Here is a 20,498-nt window from a genome sequence, read left to right on the forward strand (position 1 = left end):
GTTTCAAATTTGAGCCTGCGCAAAGCGCACCTAGCGTGCTCGGTCAGCGTGGCGGTGTGGAACCTCGAATGATCAAATCGGGGGTGAAGTGAAACGTCTGGGCAGGACCTTGCGCACCCTGCAGCCGCTTCAACAGGCATTCCAGGGCTTGCACGCCGATGGCATGGGTGGGTTGGGCGAGGGCGGTGATACCGTTGCCTACCAGCGGGTACCAGTCGAGATCGTCGAGCGCGATCAGCCCCACGTCTTCCAACGCCAGGCTGCCCAACTCCCGCAAGGCCAGGGTGCACGCCAGCGCCGCCACGCCATTGGCGCAGAACAGGGCCTTGGGCCCGACGTCGGCGCTGGCGAGGAACGTGCGCAGTTGCTCGCCAAGGTTGGCACCGGTGTAGAACACCGGGCCGCCGGTGCGTTGTGCGAAGGCCTCGATGCGTTCGGTACGGGAGCTGGTGCCATCGACCGCTTCACTGACCAGAGCAAGGTGGCGATAACCCTGCTGGTGCAGATGGTCGAGGGCCATGCCGACGGCCATCCGGTTGTCCAGCCCGACGAGGTCGCTGGGCAGGTCGGCCACCTTGCGGTCAACCAGCACCATGGGCAGTTCCCGTTGCAGCTCGCGCAGCTCATCCAGGTGGTGACCGAGGGTATTCACGATCACGCCTTCGACGTTGTAGGCACGCATGGCCTGCAGCTGCTGTCGTTCCTGTTCCGGGTCGCGATCGGTGTTGCACACCACTAGGCTGTAGCCATGGCGACGGCAGGCGGTTTCCACGCCATGCATGACGGCCACCGAGTAGGGGTTGCGGATATCGGCCATGAGCATGCCGATCAGGCGCGTGCGACCGCGCTTGAGGCCACGGGCCATCTGATTGGGGCGATAGCCGAGGTCGTCGATGGCGCGGGCGATGCGTGTGGCGATGACGTCGGACAGCAAACCGCGATCATCACCGATGAAGCGCGAAACACTGGCCTTGGATACACCTGCGCGCTCGGCAACGTCGAGCATGGTCACGCGGGGGCGCACAGGAACGGAAAGACGGGTCACGGCCTGAGTCCTTTTATGGATGTTATGGGCAGGCGATCGTTGGATTGAAACCGGTTTCAGGAAACACCAAATCGAAGTGCTCGTCAACGGGGGCGGTGGATTATTGCAGGTTGCAGGAAACTGAACGCCACGGTGCATCAGGCAATCCGCGGTGCCCCTTTCGCGGCCGCTGACCGCTCCCACAGGGGTACCGAGATCCCGTTTGGCACAAGTGTACGCGGTCCAACTGTGGGAGCGGTCCGTGGCCGCGAATCGGGCGCCACGGTGCGTCAGGCACTCCGCGGTGCCCCTTTCGCGGCCGCTGACCGCTCCCACAGGGGTACCGAGATCCCGTTTGGCACAAGTGTACGCGGTCCAACTGTGGGAGCGGTCCGTGGCCGCGAATCGGGCGCCGCGGTGCATCAGGCACTCCGCGGTGTGCCTTTCGCGGCCGCTGACCGCTCCCACAGGGGTACCGGGATTCCCTGTGGCACTGGTGTACGCGGACAAACTGTGGGAGCGGTCCGTGGCCGCGAATCGGGCGCCGCGGTGCATCAGGCACTCCGCGGTGTGCCTTTCGCGGCCGCTGACCGCTCCTACAGGGGTACCGGGATTCCCTGTGGCACAGGTGTACGCAGACAAACTGTGGGAGCGGTCCGTGGCCGCGAATCAGGCGCCGCGGTGCATCAGGCACTCCACGGTGTGCCTTTCGCGGCCGATGACCGCTCCCACAGGGGTACCGGGATTTCCTGTGGCAGGGGTGTATGCGGACAAACTGTAGGAGCGGTCCGTGGCCGCGAATCAGGCGCCGCGGTGCATCAGGAACTCCGCGGTGCCCCTTTCGCGGCCGCTGACCGCTCCTACAGGGGTACCAAGATCCCGTTTGGCACAGGTGTACGCGGTCCAACTGTGGGAGCGGCCCGTGGCCGCGAATCGGGCGCCGCGGTGTGTCAGGCACTCCGCGGTGTGCCTTTCGCGGCCGATGACCGCTCCCACAGGGGTACCGAGATCCCGTTTGGCACAGGTGTACGCGGACAAACTGTGGGAGCGGTCCGTGGCCGCGAATCGGGCGCCGCGGTGTGTCAGGCACTCCGCGGTGCCCCTTTCGCGGCCGATGACCGCTCCCACAGGGGTACCGGGATCCCGTTTGGCACAAGTGGATGCGGGTCCTTTGTGGGGGCGGACGCTGCGGGTCAGCCGGCGGCGACCACGGTGATTTCCACCAGCAGATCGGGTGCGGCCAGGCGGGATTCCACGGTGGCGCGCGCCGGGGCGTGGCCTTCGGGTGCCCAGGCGTCCCACACTTCGTTCATTCCAGCGAAATTGGCCTGGATGTCCGAGAGCCACACTTGCGCGGTGAGGATGCGGGTCTTGTCCAGGCCAGCCTGCTCCAGGAAGCTGTCGATCTTGGCCAGCACCTGGGCAGTCTGGCCCTTGATGTCCAGGCTTCGGTCGGTGGCAGTCTGCCCACCCAGAAAGGTGAAGCCGTTGCACTGCACGACACGGCTCATACGTTGGTTGGTTTCGATGCGCTTGATGTCCAGCATGGTGTATTTCCTCACGAGTGGATAAAGGATGTTGCAGGTTGTTCGAGCGTCGTCGCCGATTGCGCGAAACGCCCGATGGAAAAGGGGTCGAGACTGATCGGCGAGGGCTCGCCGAGAATCTGCTGCGCCAGGCGCTGACCGGTCCCGGGACCCATCTGGAAACCACTGCCGCAGAAACCGAAGGAATAGCTCAGGTTGTCGGCCTTGCAGCTGGCGCCGATCACTGGGATGTCATCGGCGGTAAACGCCTCGACACCGGCCCAGACCCGATTCACACCCAGGTTACGCAAGTGGGGAAACAGGTCGGTTACCGTGCGCGCGCTGGTGCTCAGCCGGTCCATTTGGACCTCGCCATGGCGCGCGGCGAACTCCACCGAGCCCACCAGCTTGCCGCCGATCACCACGGTGCCGTTGGCGAACTGTTTGAATGACAGCGCCCGGCCCGTAGCGCCCAGTACCGGCGCGCAGAATGGGGCGACCCGGTGAGTGACCATCAGCATCAAACCCTGCGGATGCACCGGCACCGGCTCGCCGACCTGTGCCGCCAGTTGCGCCGCCCAGGCCCCTGCGGTGACCACCAGGTGCTCCGCTTGATGCACGCCCGACCGCGTCTCGACCCGCCAATGAGTGGCGCTGCGCTCGATGCGCAGTGCCGGCGTCTGCTCCAGGACCCGTACTCCCAGCCGCTGCGCAGCCAGGCGAAACGTGGTAACGGTGTGGTACGGCACGGCATAGCCGTCGCCGCCGACCCAGATACCACCCACCACATGGGGTGCCACCGTAGGCACCAATTCGAGCACCTGCTGCCGATCGATCAATACCTCATGGGTGAAGCCCAAGGCTTGCAACTGCTCCACACGGCGCTGGCATTCCTGCAGTTCAGCGTCGTTCTCGGCCAGTTTCAACTGGCCGCTGGCGACGAAGCCACCGTCCTCGCCGAGCACGTCCTGCAGGCCATGCCAGAGCGTTCGCGAGGCCAGAGCCAAGGGGATTTCCGCCACATGGCGGCCCAGGGTGCGCACGCCACCGGCGTTCACCCCGGAGGCATGGCGACCGCAATACTCGGCCTCCAGCACAGTGACACGGACCCCGGCGCGAGCCAGGTGCAGGGCGGTGCTGAGGCCGTGGATGCCGCCGCCGATCACCAGTACATCAGCGCCCGAGCGCAGGCGCTCAGTCACCGGCCAGCTCCCCGAGTGTGATGGGCTTGATCGGCGGACGAATCCGGTAGTAACCCACGTCGGCTGCGGGCACCTCGCGGGCATCGGCGATCACTTCGGTGACCGTCAGGCCGCACAGGCGTCCCTGGCAGGGCCCCATGCCGCAACGGCCGAACGACTTCGCCTGGTTCGGACCGGCGCAGCCCATGGCGACGAACTGGCGCAACTGGCCGGCAGTGACTTCCTCGCAGCGGCAGACAATGACGTCGTCAGCCGGGATCCGATGCTCGTCGCGGGGCCGGTACAGCGCGTCGAGAAACGGCCGGATGCGCAGATTGTCGGTCAGCGCCCGGCGCAGCTCGACGCCACGCTGATCGCGTTGCGGAGCGCCCAGCGCGCCCAGCCGAGCGGCGATGCCCAGGGCAGCCAGGCGGCCCTGCACCGCCGCCGCCTGCGCACCGCCGATACCGCCTCCGTCACCGGCGACGAACACCCCTGGCACGTCCAGTTCGCCCCAGCTGTCTCTGAGCGGGCTGAAGCACAGCTGCTGCGGGTCCCAGGCGTGGGTCGCACGCAGCGACTGGCTGAATTGAATATTGGGCACCACCCCTTGGTGCAGCAGCACGCAACGACTGGCGATGCGTTGCGCCTTGCCGTTGGCGGTGAAGCTCAGCGCCTGGGCCGAATCACTACCCTCGATCGCCAGCTGCGAGGCGCCGGTGAAATGGGCGATGCGCGCCTGGCGCAGACTGCGCATCAGCTCCAGGCCCTTGCGCAGGTAGGGCCAGGCGCGCAGGGCCGAGACCAGGTGACGCCGCGCGCGCCAGTAGTCGTCGCGGTGCGTGGTATCGACCAAGGCCTTGATCGGCACTCCGGCACGCAAATACTGCCAGCCCAGCAGGTACAGCAAAGGTCCGCAACCGGCCAGCACCACTGGCTCGGTGGGTACTGCGCCAGCGCTCTTGAGCAGGATCTGCGCCGCGCCCGCAGTCATCACTCCCGGAAGGGTCCAGCCACGGATGGGGAAGGGCCGCTCCATGGCGCCAGTGGCCAGCAGGACCGCGCGGGCCTGCAACGTGTGCATACGCCCACCCTGCAGGTAGCTGACTTGGTGATCACGACCCACCTGCCACACCGCAGCTTCCTTGAGGTGCCGCACCGGCGTGTCCGCCAGGGCCTTGGCCAGCACGTTGCCGTGGGCATAGTCCGGTCCCAGCAAGTCGCGCCGGCTCAGCGGCGCCAGGGTGATACCGCGATAGATCTGCCCGCCAGGGCTGCCTTGCTCGTCCAGCAGGACCACGTCGAGGCCCAGCCCGGCCAGCTCGGTGGCACCGGCCATGCCGGCCGGGCCGGCGCCCACGACGACGACGTCGACGGATTCGGGGGTCATGGCTGCACCTCCAGAACGTTGACCGAGGGAACCTCGAACTGCAAGTCGCGTGCGCCTTCCTGAGAGCGCACCTGCATACCGTCGACCACATCGATCAGGCAACTCTGCCGATTGGGCACGCCATCAATGCTGACCAGGCATTCGAAACACACGCCCATCATGCAGTAGGGCGCGCGCGGCGATTCGCTCACCGGCGTGGCCCGGAAGCGCTCGATTCCGGACATCAACAATGCCGCCGCCACGCTGATGCCTGGCGGTACGCTCAACGCCTCGCCGTTGAAGCTGAAGGTCACACTGCGGCTGCTGCGGGTTTCGCCGGCCACCGACTGGAACAGCGGGGCGCGGGTGGGGGCTTCAATGGGCATGGGCAAGCACCTTGTCGCTGAGAAAACGTTCACCGTTGAACACGGCCAATTCGTCGGGCTGAGCCGCCCCCATCACCCAGGGCGCGATGCGCAGGGCGTGGGCGGCGGCCAGGGTCACACCGCTGTGGCAGGTGATGACGAAGGCCCCGGGGTGGGTCGACGACTGCTGGTAGATCGGGAAACCGTCCGGGCTCATTACCCGCAAGGCACCCCAGGCACGGATCAGGCGCACATCGCGCAGCAGCGGAAACGTGGCCACGCCACGCTGGGCGATCGCCGAGAGCACACCGGTGGAGGTGCTGTCGTCGAAGCCGACTTCTTCCATCGAGTCGCCCAGCTGCACCGTGCCTTCGTCGGTCTGGCGGACATTGATGGTGGGATAGTCGAGAAACGGCTGGACCCGCTCGCTGACCAGCACCTGCCCGCGGTTGGGTGCGACCGGTGCATGCAGGCCGACCTGCGCGGCCAGCCCGGGGTTGCCCAGGCCGGCTGCGAGTACCACGCGCGGCGCACAATAGGCCTGCTCCCCGGCCCAGATGCGGAAGTCGCCGGCACTGCCCTCGATGCGCTGGATGTGCTGGCCGCCTGCGAAACGCGCGCCATGACGTTGCGCGGACGCGTGCAGGGCGCGCAGCAGCTTCAGCGGGTTCACATGGCCGTCCTGGGGGGTATAGCTGGCGCCGATCACGGCCTTGCCGATCAGCGGCAGGCGCGCCTTGAGTTCGGCGGCGTCGAGCATCTCGAAGGGGTAGTCACCGACCGCCGCCTGCAATTGGCGCAGGCGCGCCTCGCGCTCCAGCAGTTCCTCGTCGCTGAAGCACATGTGAAAGCCACCCGGCTGCTTGAGGCTGACATCCACGCCACTGTCGGCCAGCAGCGTATCGCGCAGGCCGGCCCAGCGTTGCGCCGAAGAACGCGTCCAGCGCGCATAGTCGGGCAGGTTGTAGCCCTTGCCCTGAACCCAGACCAGGCCGAAATTGCCGCGCGAGGCGCGGAACGCATCGTCGCCCTGGTCGAGCACCACGGTGTCGGCGCCGTTGCGCGCCAGGCCGTAGGCCACCGCCGTACCCACCAGCCCGCCGCCGACGACGATCACGTCGGCCTTGATCGCTGCTGCCGTCGAGCGCTTCATTTGCCTTCTCCTATGAGCACGCGGTCCAGGCCTACCAGGCGATCCAGCACCAGCATCAAGATCAACGTGCCAACGATCAGCACCGTCGAGACTGCCGTGATCAACGGGTCGATGGTCTGGGAAATCTGGTTGTACATCGCCACCGGCAAGGTCGTGGTGCCGGGCGTGGCAACGAACACGGTCATGGTCAGCTCATCGAAACTCTGGATGAAAGCCAGCATCCAGCCGCCGACCACGCCGGTGCGGATGCGTGGCAGGATCACCCGGTGGAACGCCGTCCAGCGCTTGGCGCCCAGCGACAGCGCGGCCTGCTCGATGTCTTTCTCCAGACCGATGGTGGAGGCCAGCGTCAAACGCAGCGCATAGGGCAGCACGACGATCACGTGGGTCAGGCACAGCGCCCAGAACGAGCCGCCAATCTGCGCGATGGAGAAGAAGCGCAGGAAAGCGATCCCCAGCACCACGGAAGGAATCATCAGCGGCGAGAGCAGAAAGCCGGTCAATGTGCCGCGGCCGGGGAAGTCGTAGCGGCTGATGGCCAAGGCCGCCGGGATGGCCAGCAGCGAGGCGATGGTGGCCGACGCCAGGCCCAGCTTGATCGACAGCATGAATGCGTCAAGCATTTCCTGATTGTCCAGCAGGGCCCTGAACCAGCGCAGCGACAAGCCGTTGGTGGGCAGTGACAGATACCCCTTGTCGGTGAACGCCATCGCCATCACCACCAGCAGCGGCGCAACGATGAAGCCGATGAACAGGGTATGGAACAGCAGCGAGAAAAAACCGTTCTTGTGCATGGCGGCCTACTCGAAGACTTGCTTGAAGCGGCGCTCGGCCAGCTTGCTGCAACCCAGAATGATGATCAGATTGGCCACCAGCAGGAGCATGGCGATCGCCGCGCCCAGGGGCCAGTTGAGGGTGCCGAGGAACTCGTCGTAGGCCGCAGTGGCGACCACTTTCAGCCGGCGTCCGCCGATGATTGCCGGGGTGGCGAAGGCCGAGGCGGCGAGGGCGAAGACGATGATCGAGCCGGAAAGAATGCCGGGCATGATCTGCGGCACGATGATGCGCCGGAACACCGTCAGCCGCGACGCGCCCAGAGACAGGCCGGCCCACTCCACCTGCAGGTCCAGTCGCTGCAGGGTGGCCCACACCGCGATCACCATGAAGGGCACCAGCACATGGGTCAGGGCAATGATCACGCCCACTTGGGTGAACAGGATTTTCACCGGTCCGTCGGTGACGCCCAGGGCTTGCAGGGCATCGTTGATCAAGCCGTTGTTGCCCAGCAGAATCGCCCAGCCGAGGGTCCGCACCACCACTGAAATCAACAACGGGCCCAGTACCACCAGCAGGAAGGTCGAGCGCCAGCGTGGCGCCATGCGCGCAATGATGATGGTTTCCGGGACGCCGAGCAGCACGCACAGTACCGTCACTGCAAGGGCCATCGCGCCGGTGCGCAAGAAGATCTCGTGGAAATAGTCGTCCTTGAACACCTCGATGTAGTTGGCCAGGCTGTACACCGGCAGCACGCCTTCGGTGTCGCTGAACAGGTTGAGCGACAACAGCGCGGTCAGCAGCAACGGAGCCAGCAGCAAGGCAATGAATACCAGCAGTGCCGGGCCGCTGAGCAGCCACGGCGCCGCGCCGACGTGTTCGGCGTCATACCTGGCCATGGGCAGCCTCCCGGTCGAGCAGGCGCAGGTCGTCATCCGACCAGTCCAGGCCGACTTCGCTACCTTCGGCCGGCGGCAGATGGCCCAGGTTCGGTTGGGTCATGTGCACCGGGCCCAGGTGACTGTCGATAGCGATCAACCACAGGTTGCCGAGAAAGACCCGCAGGCCGACCCGCCCATTGATGCGGCCCAGGCCCGGCTCGGTCAGACGAATCTTCTCGGGTCGTATGTAGACGTTGACGTCCTGGCCCAGCGAGCGATCCTCATGCGGCACCTGCAGCAGGGTGTCACGCACCTGCACGTGGCAGCAGCGCTCGTTGCGCAGTTGCACGGCACCGGCAAAGGCGTTGGTCTTGCCCAGGAACGCCGAGGCGAAGGGCGAATGGGGCCGTTCGTAGGCTTCGAACGGGGTATCGATCTGCACGATGCGCCCGCGCTGCATGACCGCGATGCGGTCGCTCATGGTCATCGCTTCGACCTGGTCATGGGTGACCAGGATGGTCGTGATGCCCAGTTCACGCTGGATGGCGCGCAGCTCGATGTGCATTTCCTCGCGCAGCTTGGCATCCAGGTTCGACATGGGTTCGTCGAGCAGCAGCAGGTTGGGGCGGATGGCCAGGGCGCGGGCAATCGCCACTCGCTGGCGCTGCCCGCCGGAAAGCGCCTTGGGATAACGCTCGCCAAGCCCGCCAAGACGCACCAGGTCAAGCGCCTCGACCACGCGTTTGGCACGCTCGGCCTTGGCCACGCCGCGCATTTCCAGGCCGAAGCTGATGTTCTGCGCCACCGTCATGTGCGGGAACAGCGCGTAGCTCTGAAAAACGATGCCAAGGCCGCGATCTTCCGGCCGTACGTGAGTGATGTCGCGACCGTCGAGCACGATCCGGCCTTTGGTGGGTTGCACGAACCCAGCGATCGACTGCAGGGTGGTGGTCTTGCCACACCCGGAAGGGCCGAGCAGGGCGACGAACTCGCCGTGCTGTACTTCCAGGCTCAGACCGTCGATGGCCTTGAACGTACCGTAGTTCTTGACGAGGCCTTCCAGTGTCAAAAATGCCATGGCTTTGCCACGCAGGCATGCGCCTGCGGCTCCAGGAAAAGGTCGGGAAAGTTCGGACGGGCGCGCGGATCAGCGCTCGACGGTACGGTTCCAGCGCGTGGTCCACTCACTGCGCTGCTGGTTGATGGTCTCCCAGTCGACTTTGATCAGCGCACTGACTTTGTCCGGCCCATAGGGCATGCGCGCGGCGATCTCCGGGCTCAGCTCGACGGTCTTGTTGACTGGCGCAAAACCGTTCTCGTGGGCCTGGATGGTTTGCACTTCGGGCGACAGCACGTACTGGATGAACGTCTGTGACAGTTCCGGCTGGGCGTTGGGTGTCACCCCGCAGGCGGCCAGTTGCAAGGCCACACCACCTTCCTTCGGGTAGATGAACTTGAGCGGGAAACCGGTACCCTGCAACGCCACCGCGCGACCGCTGCCGTAGACCGCCATGACCACGTCGCCGTTCTGCATCATGCCGTCCATTTCCCCTGGCGCCGACACCCAGGCCAGCACGTTCGGACCGATCTCGTCCTTGAGCGCCTTGAAGCCGGGGTCGATGTTCTTTTCGCTGCCGCCGCGCAGGCGCGCCATTTCCACAAGTGTGTGCAGGCCGTAGGTGTTGGTCACCGGGGGCATGCCGAGCAGTTGCTTGTAGCGTGGGTCGGCCAGGTCTTCCCAGGAGTCGGGGGCGTCCCAGCCGCGCTTCTTGAAGGCTTCTTCGTTGTAGCCGATTCCGGTAGCGACCATGCCGATACCGGTGGCCTGCGGGCTGAGGCGAGCCAGCGGGTAGAGGTCCTTGTACACCGGCGCATCGCTGAGCTCGCCGCACAGGCCCTGCTGGAGTGCCTGGTACATGGGGCCGTCATCCATCATGGCGACGTTGATCTGCTGGCGACCCTTCTGAGCCTGCAGCTTGGCCAGGGTTTCAGTGGAGTTACCGGCGACGTAGACCACTTTGACGTCGTGCAGCTTCTCGAAGGCGGGAATGATCTTGCTCTTGTACATCTGCTCGGTGGAGCCGCCGACACCAGCAACGTAGAGGGTCGGGGCGGCGTGGGCGCTGGCGCCGCTCAGAGCGGCGAAAGCGAGGGCGACGCGCAGGGAAGTGAGGCGAAAGGACGGTTGTTGGCTATTCACAGACTATCTCCGAAGTGCAGGGGGCAGATCGAACAATGCGTCGGTCGCTCCGGCGAACCGGGGCCACGCATGCGCTGTGCATGCTCCCGGCCATGGGCGGCGCCGGGTAACGCATCTTGGTGTGCGCTATGTGTATGTGCTGCTGGACTTGAGTATTGCGAGCGTGACGGTATATGGTCAAATACGGATATCGGGTCTAGTCATGCATATTTGATATGGAGGCGTCAGTGAACCTGAGGCAGATCGAAGCGTTCCGCAGTGTGATGCGCATGGGCTCGATGACCGCGGCGGCCGACGTCCTGTACACCTCGCAGCCCAATGTCAGTCGGCTGATCGCCCAACTCGAGCTGAGCACCGGGCTGAGCCTGTTCAAGCGCGCAGGGGTGCGATTGATCCCGACGCAGGAGGGCCGCGCGTTCTTTCAGGAGGTCGAGCGCGCGTTCGTCGGGCTCGACAGCCTCAAGCATTCGGCGAAGAACATCCGCAATCTCGGCACCGGGCGCCTGCGTGTGGCGGCCGTGCCGTCGACGGGCATGAGCGTGATTCCCGAGGTGCTCAAGACGTTCACGTCGACCCGTCCGGAGCTGACCGTCTCGTTGCACGTGAACTCGTCGCCCACCGTTGAACAGTGGGTGAAATCGCAGTTCTGCGACATTGGCATCGTGGTGCATCCGGGCGATGTGGCGAATCATCAGGTCGAGTTGCTGGCCGAGATGGCCGCCGTCTGCGTGTTGCCGGCGGCGCATCCCCTGGCAGAGCGCCAGAGCATCACCTTCGCGGACCTGCAGGGGCAGCCGTTCGTGTCGCTGTGCCACGGAGACGGCACGCGGGCGCTGGTCGACGGGCTGTTCGAACAGGCCGGTGTGGAGCGAGTCATGGCCCTGGAAGCGCAATACAGCGCGATCAATTGCGAAATGGTTGCGCACGGCATGGGCATAACCCTGGCTCACCCGCTGGTGGCCAGGGATTACCTGCACCGCCAGATCGTGGTTCGACCCTTCCGCCCGGATATTCCCTTGCCGACTTACGTGATCTGGCCCCATGCGCAGAACCGCACCCTGTTGGCCGAGGATTTCATCGACACCCTCAAGGCCCATTACCAACACCTCACCACATCCCCGTAGCCCACCTGCAGGTCCGCGGTTGTCTGTGGGAGCGGGCTCTGCCCGCGAATCGCACCGCGGTGTGTCAGGCAATCCGCGGTGTCCCTTTCGCGGCCGCTGACCGCTCCCACAGGGATACCGGGATTTCCTGTGGCAGGGGCGTACGCGGACAAACTGTGGGAGCGGTCCGTGGCCGCGAATCGGGCGCCGCGGTGCATCAGGCACTCCGCGGTGTCCCTTTCGCGGCCGCTGACCGCTCCTACAGGGTGCTAGATAACCTGGTCGGCCAATGGAATAGCGTGGGCCATGTCTTCGGTACCGGCCTGGGCTTTGTGCAGGGTCACCGGGATCGACTTGGCGGCGGGCACCTTGCTCTTGCTCGCGTAATGCCACAAGGGCACCAATGCATTGCATTCGGGGTAGTAGGCGCCCGCGCAGTTGATCGGAATATCGTAGGCGATGATCTGCAGTGGCCCTACCTCGCGGCGCACCTGTGGCTCGATGGCGGTACGAATCGTGACCCAGTCGCCTGGATTGAAACCCAGTCGGACGATGTCGTTGCGGTTCAGGAAGATCACACTGCGCGTGCCTTTGACCCCGCGAAAACGGTCCTCGTAGCCATACACCGTGGTGTTGAACTGATCGTTGCTGCGCAGCGTCATCAGTTGCAGCACATCGCGCTGTCCGGCGTTCTGCGAGACGTCGTCGTCCTCGTCGAGCGTCTTGGCAGTGACGAACTGCGCCTTGCCCGAGGGCGTGGTCCACTGACGCTCGCAAGCGCCCAGTGGCCGATGGAAACCACCGGGCTCCCACATCCGCGTTTCCATGTCGTGAAAGATGTCCGGATAGATCTGCGCGATGGCTTCGCGCACCCGTGCGTAATCCTGGCGCCACAACTCCCAGGGAATCTGCTCACTGCCATTCAACGTCGCCTGGGCCAGGCCGGCGATGATCGCCAACTCCGCGCGCAAGTGCTCGCTGGCAGGCTCCGCGCGACCTTCCCAGGCGCGGATGCAGCCGGTGCTGTCCTCGGTGGTGTAGACCTGGCGACGACCGTCCTGCACGTCGCGCTCGATGCGCCCCAGGCACGGCAGCAGCCAGCCATGCTGGCCTGGGAACAGGTGCGTGCGATTGAGCTTGGTGGCGATCTGTACGTTCAGGGTCAGCCCAGCCCAAGCCGGCTCCATACGTTGGGTGTCCGGCACCGCGCGTAGAAAGTTGCCGCCCAGGCCGATGAATCCCTTGACCGTACCGGCCACGATGCCCTCGCAGGCATCCACTGTGGCCATGCCCTTGTGCTTCGGGACCTGTATGCCGAACAGCGACTCGATCTTGTCGACCGGAACCTTGGCTGGATCCTCGGTGATGCCCACGGTGCGCTGGCCCTGCACGTTGGAGTGCCCGCGCACCGGGCAGATACCGGCACCGGGCTTGCCGATGTTGCCGCGCAACAACAGCAGGTTGACCAGCATCTGCACGTTCTGCACGCCATGGCGATGCTGGGTCAGCCCCATGCCATAGATGATCATCACCCGGTTGCTGCGCGCATACACAGTGGCAGCGGCCTCCAGCGCCGCGCGATCCAGGCCGCTGCGCTGTTCCAGCGCGGCCCATTCGTGCTGGTCTACCTGGGCCAGGAATTCATCGACGCCCTCGGTGTGCTCGGCGATGAAATCATGGTCGATCACCGCCGGCCGGCCGTCGGCACGCGCCGCGCGGTCCATCGCCAGCAGGGCCTTGGCGATACCCATCACCGCCGCCGTGTCACCACCGATGGCCACCTGGTGATACTGCGTGCTGATCACCGTGGAATCGGGGCCGAGCATTTCCACCGGCGATTGCGGATTGACGAAACGTTCCAGACCGCGCTCGCGCAGCGGGTTGAAACTGATGATCGGCACCTGGCGCTTGCGCGCCTCCTGCAGTGGATGGAGCATGCGCGGGCTATTGCTGCCCACGTTCTGCCCGAAGAAAAAGATGCAGTCGGTCAGCTCGAAATCCTTCAGGTTCACTGTTCCGACCGGCACCCCGATGCTTTCCTGCAGGCCCACCGACGTGCTTTCGTGGCACATGTTCGAGCTGTCTGGCAGGTTGTTGGTGCCATAGGCGCGGGCCAGCAACTGGTACATGAACGAGGTTTCCAGCGAGGCCCGTCCGGAGGCATAGAACACTACGCTGTCCGGCTCCAGCCCACGCAGTTGCTCGCCGATGCCCTGGTAGGCTTCTTCCCACGTGGTGGTCACATAACGATCACTGGCCGCCTCGTAACGCATCGGATGAGTCAGGCGCCCGTTGCGCTCAAGTTCATAGTCGCTCCAGGTGCGCAGCTCGCTGAGGCTATGCTTGGCAAACAGCTCGGGACCGGTGCGCAGCGCGGTCAGCTCCCAGGCGGTCGCTTTGGCGCCGTTTTCGCAGAATTCCAAGGCATGAGGATTGCCCGGCTTCGCCCAGGCGCAGCTGACGCAGGCGAAACCGTCGGGCTTGTTTTGTCGCAACAGCGCAGCAGGGCCCTTGCCCAGGGCTTGCTGGCGCCAGAGGATATTCATCACCGAAAACGCCGATCCCCAGCCTCCGGAAGACGAGGTGTAGGGTTGATAGCGCGCTTTGGGATGAATGATCTGCATGGTCTCGTTCCTCGGGTGCGGATGCCTCGGTGCATGAGGCCTGCATTTACGACGGCCCGTGATCGGCAAAGGTTCGAAGAGCTTTGCGCGGCGCTGGCTGCAGACCGTTCTCGCACACGTCGACCGGCATCAACCCTCTGCCGGTGCTGGCGCCACGGCGGCGATTGCGCTAAAACCGATGGCACCCTTTGGCAAAGGCGTCTATTTTGAATGCAAAATACAAAAAGCAAGGGAGAGACAGCATGACCAGCTCCGCCAAACGCCCGATCAAGGTCCCGTTCACCGGCCCGGCACTGCTTGCCACGCCGTTGCTGAACAAGGGCACCGCCTTCACCGCACAGGAGCGCGACACCTTGCACTTGCAAGGCTTGTTGCCCCAGCAGATCGAGACCATCGACCAGCAATGCGCGCGGGCCTACCACCAGTTCCAGGCATGCTCGACCGACCTCGAACGTCACGTACTGCTGCGCTCGATCCAGGATTCCAACGAGACGCTGTTCTACCGCCTGGTCGACGACCACATCGACGAGATGCTGCCGATCATCTATACACCCACGGTCGGCAAGGCCTGTCAGGAATTCTCGCGCATCTACCGCAGCCATCGCGGCCTGTTCATCAGCATCGACGATGTCGAGCGCATGGACGAAATCCTCAACAACGTGACCAAGGACAACGTCAAAGTCATCGTCGTCAGTGACTGCGAGCGAATCCTCGGCCTGGGCGACCAGGGCGTAGGCGGCATGGGCATTCCCATCGGCAAGCTGTCGCTGTACACCGCTTGCGGTGGCATCAGCCCGGCCTACACCCTGCCGGTGGTGCTCGACGTGGGCACCAACAACCCCGAGCGACTTGCCGACCCGCTTTATTTCGGCCGCCGCGAAGAGCGCGTGCGCGGTGAACGCTACGAAGCCTTCGTGCAGGCGTTCGTCGAGGGCGTGCAGCGGCGCTGGCCGGAGGCGATCCTGCAGTTCGAGGATTTCGCCCTGAGCAATGCCATGCCACTGCTCGAACGCTTCCGCGACCAGCTGTGCTGCTTCAACGACGATATCCAGGGTACCGCCGCCGTCACCGTGGGCACGTTGCTGGCCGCGTGCAAGGTCAAGGGCCAGAAGCTTTCCGAGCAGACCGTGGCATTCGTCGGCGCCGGTTCCGCCGGGTGTGGCATCGCCGAGCAGATCATCACTGCCATGCAGCTGGAAGGGTTGAGCGACAAGGAGGCGCGCAGCCGTGTCTATCTGCTCAACAGCAAGGGCCTGCTGACCGACCGCCAGCCCGACCTGTACGACTTCCAGCAACGCCTGGCCCACGACAGCGGGACACTGAGCTCGTGGTCGTTCGCCGGGCAGTGGCCCACCCTGCTGGAGGTGGTGAGCAACGCCAGGCCGAGTGTGCTGATCGGCGTTTCCGGCAAAGCCGGGCTGTTCACCGAAGAGGTGGTGAAGACCCTGTACCAGCATTGCCCCGCGCCGATCGTCATGCCGTTGTCCAACCCCACCTCACAGATCGAAGCTCACCCCAAGGACATCCTGCAGTGGACCGAAGGCAATGCGCTGGTGGCCACCGGCAGTCCGTTCCTGCCGATCGAAGTGCTGGGCCGTACCTTCCCGATCGCTCAATGCAACAACTCCTACATCTTCCCCGGTGTGGGACTGGGTGCCATTGCCAGCCGGGCCACGCGCATTACCGACGGCATGCTCATGGCTTCGGCACAAGCGCTGGCCGACAGCGCGGCGGCGGGACAGATGTTGCCACCCTTGCGCGACGTGCAGGCGGTCAGCAAACGCATCGCCCTGGCGGTAGGCTTGGCGGCGCAGAAGGACGGTGTGGCCGCGCCGATGGATGAGGCCGCGTTGCGCGAGGCAATCGACGTGCATTTCTGGAAGCCGGAATACCGCGCCTACGAACGCCAGCCTCTGTAGCGCGCCGCAGCTCAGGCCAGGTTGTGGCTCTTCATCCAGCCCAGCCCGGCCTCGGTGCCATTCAACGGTTTGTACTCGCAACCGACCCAGCCCTGGTAGCCGATCCGGTCCAGGTGCTGGAACAGGAAACGGAAATTGATTTCCCCGGTGCCGGGTTCGTGGCGGCCGGGGTTGTCCGCCAGTTGCACGTGACCTATAGCATGCAGGTGCGCCTGCAGCGTGCGCGCCAGATCCCCCTCCATCACCTGCATATGATAGATGTCGTACTGCAGAAACAGATTGTCGTGGCCCACCTGTTCGCGGATCGCCAATGCTTGCTGTGTGCCGTTCAGGTAGAAGCCGGGCATGTCGCGGGTGTTGATCATCTCCATCACCAGGCGAATGCCGTGATTCGCCAGCGCTTCGCTGGCGTAGCGCAGATTGTCGACGAGGGTCCGTTGCACCTGCTGCGGATCGCTGCCCGGTGGAGCGATACCGGCCAGGCAGTTGATCCGGGTATTGCCCAGCACCTTGGCATACTCGATGGCCGTGGCCACGCCGGCGCGAAACTCCTCGCGGCGGTCCGGCAGGCAAGCGATCCCGCGCTCGCCGCTATCCCAATCGCCGGGCGGCAGGTTGAACAATACCTGGGTCAGGCCGTGCTGCTGCAGTCGCGCCTTGATCTCGGCGCTGTCGAAGTCGTAGGGAAAGAGAAATTCCACACCCCTGAACCCGGCCTTGGCGGCGTGGGCAAAGCGTTGCAGGAATTGATGTTCGGTGAACAGCATCGAAAGGTTGGCACACAAACGAGGCATGGCGGGCTTCTCCAGGCAGGAGGCATGGCGACGGGCAAGCCATCCAGGCTGGCCCGCCGCCTTACCGATCTTGGTTATCGTACTCCTTGCTCAGGATTGTTTCGCGCCTGATGTCATTGCGCCAGAGGTCACTTGGGCACCGCAATAGCCACCGGCGCGGCAGATGTCGGAAGCTCATAGACGAAGCGATTCTGTGGGCGCATGCGGAACGACAGCACCACGCCAATGGCCAACAGCACGATGCTGACCATGAACGGCAGCTGCCAGTTGCCGAACTTGTCGATCAGCAGTCCTGCGGCCACCGGGCTGATGATCGCGGCCATGGCCGATCCGGTGTTCATCATGCCACTGGCGGTGCCGCAATGGTCCGGAGCGATGTCCATGGGAATCGCCCACATCGGCCCGATGGTCATCTCCGAGAAGAAGAACGCGATGGCCAGGCAAGCCAGCGAAACGTACATGTCGTGGGTGAACATCAGTGGCAGCAGGGCCACCAGGGTCAACGACAGGCAGATCGCAACCATCAGGCTGCGCGCCCGGTTCAAGTTGCCGGTGCGCTTGTAGATGCGATCACTGACGATGCCGCCCAGGGTGTCGCCGACCACGCCACCGAAGAATACGGTCGAGGCGAATATGGCCGTGCTTTTCAGGTCCAGGCCCATGTTCATGAAGTACATCGGGACCCAGCTCAACAGCAGCCACAGGGTCCAGCCGTAGCAGAAGTAGACGATGGTGACCGGGGCCATGCGCCGGAACAATCTCCCCCAAGGCAGCTTGATGGTGTTCTTGGGCTTGGGTGGGGGCAGGGCATCGAGCTCCTGCTGGGTGATGCGCGGGTGATCCTTGGGTTGCTCGGTGAACACCAATGCCCACAGCGCGACCCAGACGAAACTGATGCCGGCACACACATAGAACGACTCGCGCCAGCCATAGGTCGCCATCACCGCAACCATCGCCGCCGGCGCCAGCGCGTTGCCCAGGCGGGCAAAAGCATGGGTGATGCCTTGAGCGAAGCCGCGGTTCTCCTTGCCGACCCAGCGCGACATGGCCGCAGTGGCGGCGGGGAAGGTGGCGCCTTCGCCCAGCCCCAGCAACACCCGCGCCACGATCAGCGAGACGAACCCGCCGGCCATGCCGGTGAGCACCGTGGCGCTGGCCCAGATCAGTCCGCACACCACCAGGGTGCGTTTGGCGCCGAAACGGTCACTGACCCAGCCGCCGATGATCTGGAACACCAGGTAGGGATAAGCGAAGGCCGAGAAGACGATGCCGATCTCGGTTTTGGTGAGGTTGAACTCCTTGCCGAAACCGACCGCGGCGGTGCTGACGTTGACCCGGTCCAGGTACGTGATGAAATACATGGCGCACAGCATGACCAGCACCATGGTAGTAGGGCGCAGATATAACCGCTTCATGTTCTATCTCCAGTTTCTTATTGTTTACGCCTACGGGCGTTGAGTCGGGATAGTCAGTCGCATCGGGCGCGGCCAGAGGCAGCGCCGTTGGTTTCACTCGCGGCGCAGGGGCACGTGCTGTCCGCCCAGGTAATCCATCGCGGCCAGCACGCCGCTGGCGTCCAGTTTCACTCCGGCCATCTGCAGGCCCATTTCGCAACCGCTCAGGGTGGCCATGAGGGTCAGGTCGTTACAGTCGCCCAAATGACCAATACGGAACATGCGCCCCTTGAGTTTGCCCAGGCCGGTACCCAGCGACATGTCGAAGCGTTCGTAGATGGTTTTGCGCACCTGGTCGGCGTCGACGCCTTCGGGCGTCATCACACCCGTGAGCACGGGGCTGTAGACGCTGGGGTCGGCGCACTGGATGGGCAGGCCCCAGGCCTGCACGGCAGTGCGACAGGCTTGAGCCAGGCGCTGATGGCGGGCGAAGACGTTGTCCAGGCCTTCGCCGAGGATCATGTCCAGCGCTTCGGAGAGCCCATAGAGCAGGTTGGTGTTGGGGGTGTAGGGCCAGTAGCCGGTCTTGTTCATCTCGATGATGTCATCCCACGCCCAGAAGCTGCGCGGCAGGCCGCCGCGCTGGCTGGCCTCGATGGCCTTGGGCGACAGTGCGTTGAAGCTGATACCGGGCGGCAGCATGAGGCCTTTCTGCGAGCCGGAGATGGTCACGTCCACGCCCCATTCGTCATGGCGGTAATCAGCCGAGGCAAGCCCGGAGATGGTGTCCACCAGCAACAGGGCAGGGTGCCCGGCGGCATCGATGGCCCGGCGCACGGCGGGAATGTCGGAGGTCACCCCGGTGCTGGTTTCGTTGTGCACCACGCACACGGCCTTGATCCGGTGCTCGCTATCCTGCTCCAGGCGCGCCTGGATCATGTCTGCGCGCACGCCACCGCGCCAGCCTTCGATGCCTGGCAGGCCGATGAATTCGGGCTTGAGCCCCAGGCTGATGGCCATCTTCTGCCAGAGGCTGGCGAAATGGCCCGTTTCGAACATCAGCACCTCATCGCCTGCGCTCAACGTGTTGCACAGTGCCGCTTCCCACGCACCGGTGCCTGAAGCGGGGTAGATGATCACGGGGTGGCGGGTCTTGAAGATCTGCTGAATGCCTTCGAGCACCTTGAGGCCCAGTTCAGCGAACTCGGGGCCACGGTGATCGATGGTCGGGTAGCTCATGGCGCGCAGGATGCGATCGGGCACCGGGCTGGGGCCGGGGATCTGCAGAAAATGGCGGCCGGCAGGATGGAAGTCGAGCTTGAGCATGGGTGAACCCTTTGTTGTTGTATTTTGAATGCAAAATTACATTAGCAGTTGGGCCCGCTGTGTCAAACCACTGAATTGCGCTAATATCGGCTCAGATTCGCGCTTTTTAGAATAAGAAGAGCTCGCGTTAACCCATTGATACAAGGAGTTTGCATGCAGTCTTCGTCAATGGCCGCCCCGGCCACGCCCGCGCTGCAGTTGCCACGGCTCGAACGGCAGCGCCTGCACGACACCGTGGTAGAGCACCTGCGTGGGTTCATCACCGAAGGGGTGCTGCCGCCCGGGACCAAGCTGAACGAGCGCGAATTGTGCGAGACGCTGGGTATTTCCCGCACCCCGCTGCGCGAGGCATTGAAGGTGCTGGCCGGGGAGGGCTTGATAGAGATCAATCCCAACCGCGGTGCCAGCGTGGCGCGCATGAGCGAGCTGGAAATTCGCGAAGCGTTCGAGTTGATGAGTGGTCTGGAAGCCTTTGCCGGCGAACTGGCATGCGAGCGCATCACCGAAGCGGAGCTGGACCAGATCAAGGCTTTGCACAACGCCATGGTGGTGAGCAAGAGTCAGCATGATCTGGTGGGCTACTACCAGCGCAACCGCGCCATCCATGACTTGATCAACCTGGCTTCGCGCAATTCGGCACTGCGCCAGATGTATCTCACGGTGAACCGCCGCCTGCAGGCGCTGCGTTTCCTGTCCAACCAGCAGGCGCCGAAGTGGGATAGGGCGCTGCATGATCATGAACAGATGATCGAGGCCCTTCAGGCCCGCGATGGCAAGCGCCTGAGCGCGATCCTGCGCCAGCATCTGCTGGAAAAGCGTGATGCGATCATGTTGCTGGTGCAGAACAGCGACCGCCCCTGATCCA

Annotated in this window: 17 protein-coding genes; 3 read left to right on the forward strand and 14 right to left on the reverse strand. The window is 64.4% G+C overall.

The features are described from left to right. Window positions 1–43 precede the first annotated feature (43 nt). The 10 genes from IFT98_RS04700 to IFT98_RS04745 all read right to left on the reverse strand — a co-directional run bounded on the left by IFT98_RS04700 (window position 44) and on the right by IFT98_RS04745 (window position 10,473). Complete coding sequence (locus IFT98_RS04700; protein WP_192047547.1) at window positions 44–1,006, reverse strand: LacI family DNA-binding transcriptional regulator; 963 nt, start codon at window positions 1,004–1,006, stop codon at window positions 44–46. A gap of 1,211 nt (window positions 1,007–2,217) precedes the next feature. Continuing rightward, the gene (locus IFT98_RS04705; RefSeq protein WP_192047124.1) at window positions 2,218–2,571 is read right to left on the reverse strand and encodes a Rid family hydrolase; all 354 of its coding nucleotides are present in this window, start codon (window positions 2,569–2,571) and stop codon (window positions 2,218–2,220) included. Window positions 2,572–2,582: 11 nt separating this feature from the next. Next, window positions 2,583–3,752 (reverse strand): NAD(P)/FAD-dependent oxidoreductase, encoded by a 1,170-nt coding sequence (locus IFT98_RS04710; RefSeq protein WP_342214125.1) that lies wholly within the window; start codon window positions 3,750–3,752, stop codon window positions 2,583–2,585. After that, on the reverse strand, window positions 3,745–5,121 hold the full coding sequence (locus tag IFT98_RS04715) for an FAD/NAD(P)-dependent oxidoreductase (protein WP_192047122.1): 1,377 nt from the start codon (window positions 5,119–5,121) through the stop codon (window positions 3,745–3,747). The genes IFT98_RS04710 and IFT98_RS04715 overlap by 8 nt, the downstream gene beginning before the upstream one ends. After that, entirely contained in the window at window positions 5,118–5,486 is a 369-nt protein-coding gene (locus IFT98_RS04720) for a (2Fe-2S)-binding protein (RefSeq protein ID WP_192047121.1), read from the reverse strand. The genes IFT98_RS04715 and IFT98_RS04720 overlap by 4 nt, the downstream gene beginning before the upstream one ends. After that, window positions 5,476–6,618: an NAD(P)/FAD-dependent oxidoreductase gene (locus IFT98_RS04725; protein ID WP_192047120.1), complete on the reverse strand. Its 1,143-nt coding sequence runs from the start codon at window positions 6,616–6,618 to the stop codon at window positions 5,476–5,478. The genes IFT98_RS04720 and IFT98_RS04725 overlap by 11 nt, the downstream gene beginning before the upstream one ends. Further along, window positions 6,615–7,412 carry an ABC transporter permease gene (locus IFT98_RS04730; RefSeq protein ID WP_192047119.1) on the reverse strand — a complete coding sequence of 266 codons (798 nt, stop codon included), beginning with the start codon at window positions 7,410–7,412 and terminating at the stop codon, window positions 6,615–6,617. Before IFT98_RS04730 ends, IFT98_RS04725 begins: the two co-directional genes overlap by 4 nt. A gap of 6 nt (window positions 7,413–7,418) precedes the next feature. After that, entirely contained in the window at window positions 7,419–8,291 is an 873-nt protein-coding gene (locus IFT98_RS04735; RefSeq protein ID WP_192047118.1) for an ABC transporter permease, read from the reverse strand. After that, on the reverse strand, window positions 8,278–9,351 hold the full coding sequence (locus IFT98_RS04740) for an ABC transporter ATP-binding protein (RefSeq protein WP_122797687.1): 1,074 nt from the start codon (window positions 9,349–9,351) through the stop codon (window positions 8,278–8,280). Before IFT98_RS04740 ends, IFT98_RS04735 begins: the two co-directional genes overlap by 14 nt. Before the next feature lie 69 nt (window positions 9,352–9,420). After that, a complete protein-coding gene (locus tag IFT98_RS04745; protein ID WP_192047117.1) occupies window positions 9,421–10,473 on the reverse strand; it encodes an extracellular solute-binding protein in 1,053 nt (350 codons plus the stop codon). Window positions 10,474–10,700: 227 nt separating this feature from the next. On the opposite strand from IFT98_RS04745, the gene IFT98_RS04750 reads away from it, so the two are divergent. Further along, window positions 10,701–11,597, forward strand: coding sequence for a LysR substrate-binding domain-containing protein (locus IFT98_RS04750; protein ID WP_122797685.1), 897 nt, complete (start codon window positions 10,701–10,703; stop codon window positions 11,595–11,597). A 248-nt stretch (window positions 11,598–11,845) separates the two neighbouring features. Here the strand turns inward: IFT98_RS04750 and IFT98_RS04755 are convergent, their stop codons facing one another. Beyond that, window positions 11,846–14,200: an FdhF/YdeP family oxidoreductase gene (locus IFT98_RS04755; protein ID WP_192047116.1), complete on the reverse strand. Its 2,355-nt coding sequence runs from the start codon at window positions 14,198–14,200 to the stop codon at window positions 11,846–11,848. 242 nt (window positions 14,201–14,442) lie between these two features. On the opposite strand from IFT98_RS04755, the gene IFT98_RS04760 reads away from it, so the two are divergent. Beyond that, on the forward strand, window positions 14,443–16,119 hold the full coding sequence (locus IFT98_RS04760) for an NAD-dependent malic enzyme (RefSeq protein WP_192047115.1): 1,677 nt from the start codon (window positions 14,443–14,445) through the stop codon (window positions 16,117–16,119). An 11-nt stretch (window positions 16,120–16,130) separates the two neighbouring features. Here the strand turns inward: IFT98_RS04760 and hyi are convergent, their stop codons facing one another. The 3 genes from hyi to IFT98_RS04775 all read right to left on the reverse strand — a co-directional run bounded on the left by hyi (window position 16,131) and on the right by IFT98_RS04775 (window position 19,633). Further along, the gene (hyi, locus tag IFT98_RS04765; protein WP_192047114.1) at window positions 16,131–16,913 is read right to left on the reverse strand and encodes a hydroxypyruvate isomerase; all 783 of its coding nucleotides are present in this window, start codon (window positions 16,911–16,913) and stop codon (window positions 16,131–16,133) included. 128 nt (window positions 16,914–17,041) lie between these two features. Beyond that, on the reverse strand, window positions 17,042–18,328 hold the full coding sequence (locus IFT98_RS04770; protein WP_192047113.1) for an MFS transporter: 1,287 nt from the start codon (window positions 18,326–18,328) through the stop codon (window positions 17,042–17,044). 93 nt (window positions 18,329–18,421) lie between these two features. Beyond that, window positions 18,422–19,633, reverse strand: coding sequence for a pyridoxal-phosphate-dependent aminotransferase family protein (locus tag IFT98_RS04775; protein WP_192047112.1), 1,212 nt, complete (start codon window positions 19,631–19,633; stop codon window positions 18,422–18,424). A gap of 153 nt (window positions 19,634–19,786) precedes the next feature. On the opposite strand from IFT98_RS04775, the gene IFT98_RS04780 reads away from it, so the two are divergent. Beyond that, complete coding sequence (locus IFT98_RS04780) at window positions 19,787–20,494, forward strand: GntR family transcriptional regulator (protein WP_122797679.1); 708 nt, start codon at window positions 19,787–19,789, stop codon at window positions 20,492–20,494. Window positions 20,495–20,498: the final 4 nt, after the last annotated feature.

This window comes from Pseudomonas sp. CFBP 8770 (genome assembly GCF_014841705.1).
Taxonomy (GTDB): Bacteria; Pseudomonadota; Gammaproteobacteria; order Pseudomonadales; family Pseudomonadaceae; genus Aquipseudomonas.

Excerpts from the sequence above, each read along its gene's own strand:
- IFT98_RS04720 (WP_192047121.1), bottom strand. The coding sequence starts at position 5,486 with ATGCCCATTGAAGCCCCCACCCGCGCCCCGCTGTTCCAGTCGGTGGCC.
- IFT98_RS04775 (WP_192047112.1), bottom strand. The coding sequence starts at position 19,633 with ATGCTCAAGCTCGACTTCCATCCTGCCGGCCGCCATTTTCTGCAGATC.
- IFT98_RS04780 (WP_122797679.1), top strand. The coding sequence starts at position 19,787 with ATGCAGTCTTCGTCAATGGCCGCCCCGGCCACGCCCGCGCTGCAGTTG.
- IFT98_RS04705 (WP_192047124.1), bottom strand. The coding sequence starts at position 2,571 with ATGCTGGACATCAAGCGCATCGAAACCAACCAACGTATGAGCCGTGTC.
- IFT98_RS04735 (WP_192047118.1), bottom strand. The coding sequence starts at position 8,291 with ATGGCCAGGTATGACGCCGAACACGTCGGCGCGGCGCCGTGGCTGCTC.
- IFT98_RS04770 (WP_192047113.1), bottom strand. The coding sequence starts at position 18,328 with ATGAAGCGGTTATATCTGCGCCCTACTACCATGGTGCTGGTCATGCTG.
- IFT98_RS04760 (WP_192047115.1), top strand. The coding sequence starts at position 14,443 with ATGACCAGCTCCGCCAAACGCCCGATCAAGGTCCCGTTCACCGGCCCG.
- IFT98_RS04700 (WP_192047547.1), bottom strand. The coding sequence starts at position 1,006 with ATGCTCGACGTTGCCGAGCGCGCAGGTGTATCCAAGGCCAGTGTTTCG.
- IFT98_RS04730 (WP_192047119.1), bottom strand. The coding sequence starts at position 7,412 with ATGCACAAGAACGGTTTTTTCTCGCTGCTGTTCCATACCCTGTTCATC.
- IFT98_RS04715 (WP_192047122.1), bottom strand. The coding sequence starts at position 5,121 with ATGACCCCCGAATCCGTCGACGTCGTCGTCGTGGGCGCCGGCCCGGCC.
- hyi (WP_192047114.1), bottom strand. The coding sequence starts at position 16,913 with ATGCCTCGTTTGTGTGCCAACCTTTCGATGCTGTTCACCGAACATCAA.
- IFT98_RS04740 (WP_122797687.1), bottom strand. The coding sequence starts at position 9,351 with ATGGCATTTTTGACACTGGAAGGCCTCGTCAAGAACTACGGTACGTTC.
- IFT98_RS04755 (WP_192047116.1), bottom strand. The coding sequence starts at position 14,200 with ATGCAGATCATTCATCCCAAAGCGCGCTATCAACCCTACACCTCGTCT.
- IFT98_RS04725 (WP_192047120.1), bottom strand. The coding sequence starts at position 6,618 with ATGAAGCGCTCGACGGCAGCAGCGATCAAGGCCGACGTGATCGTCGTC.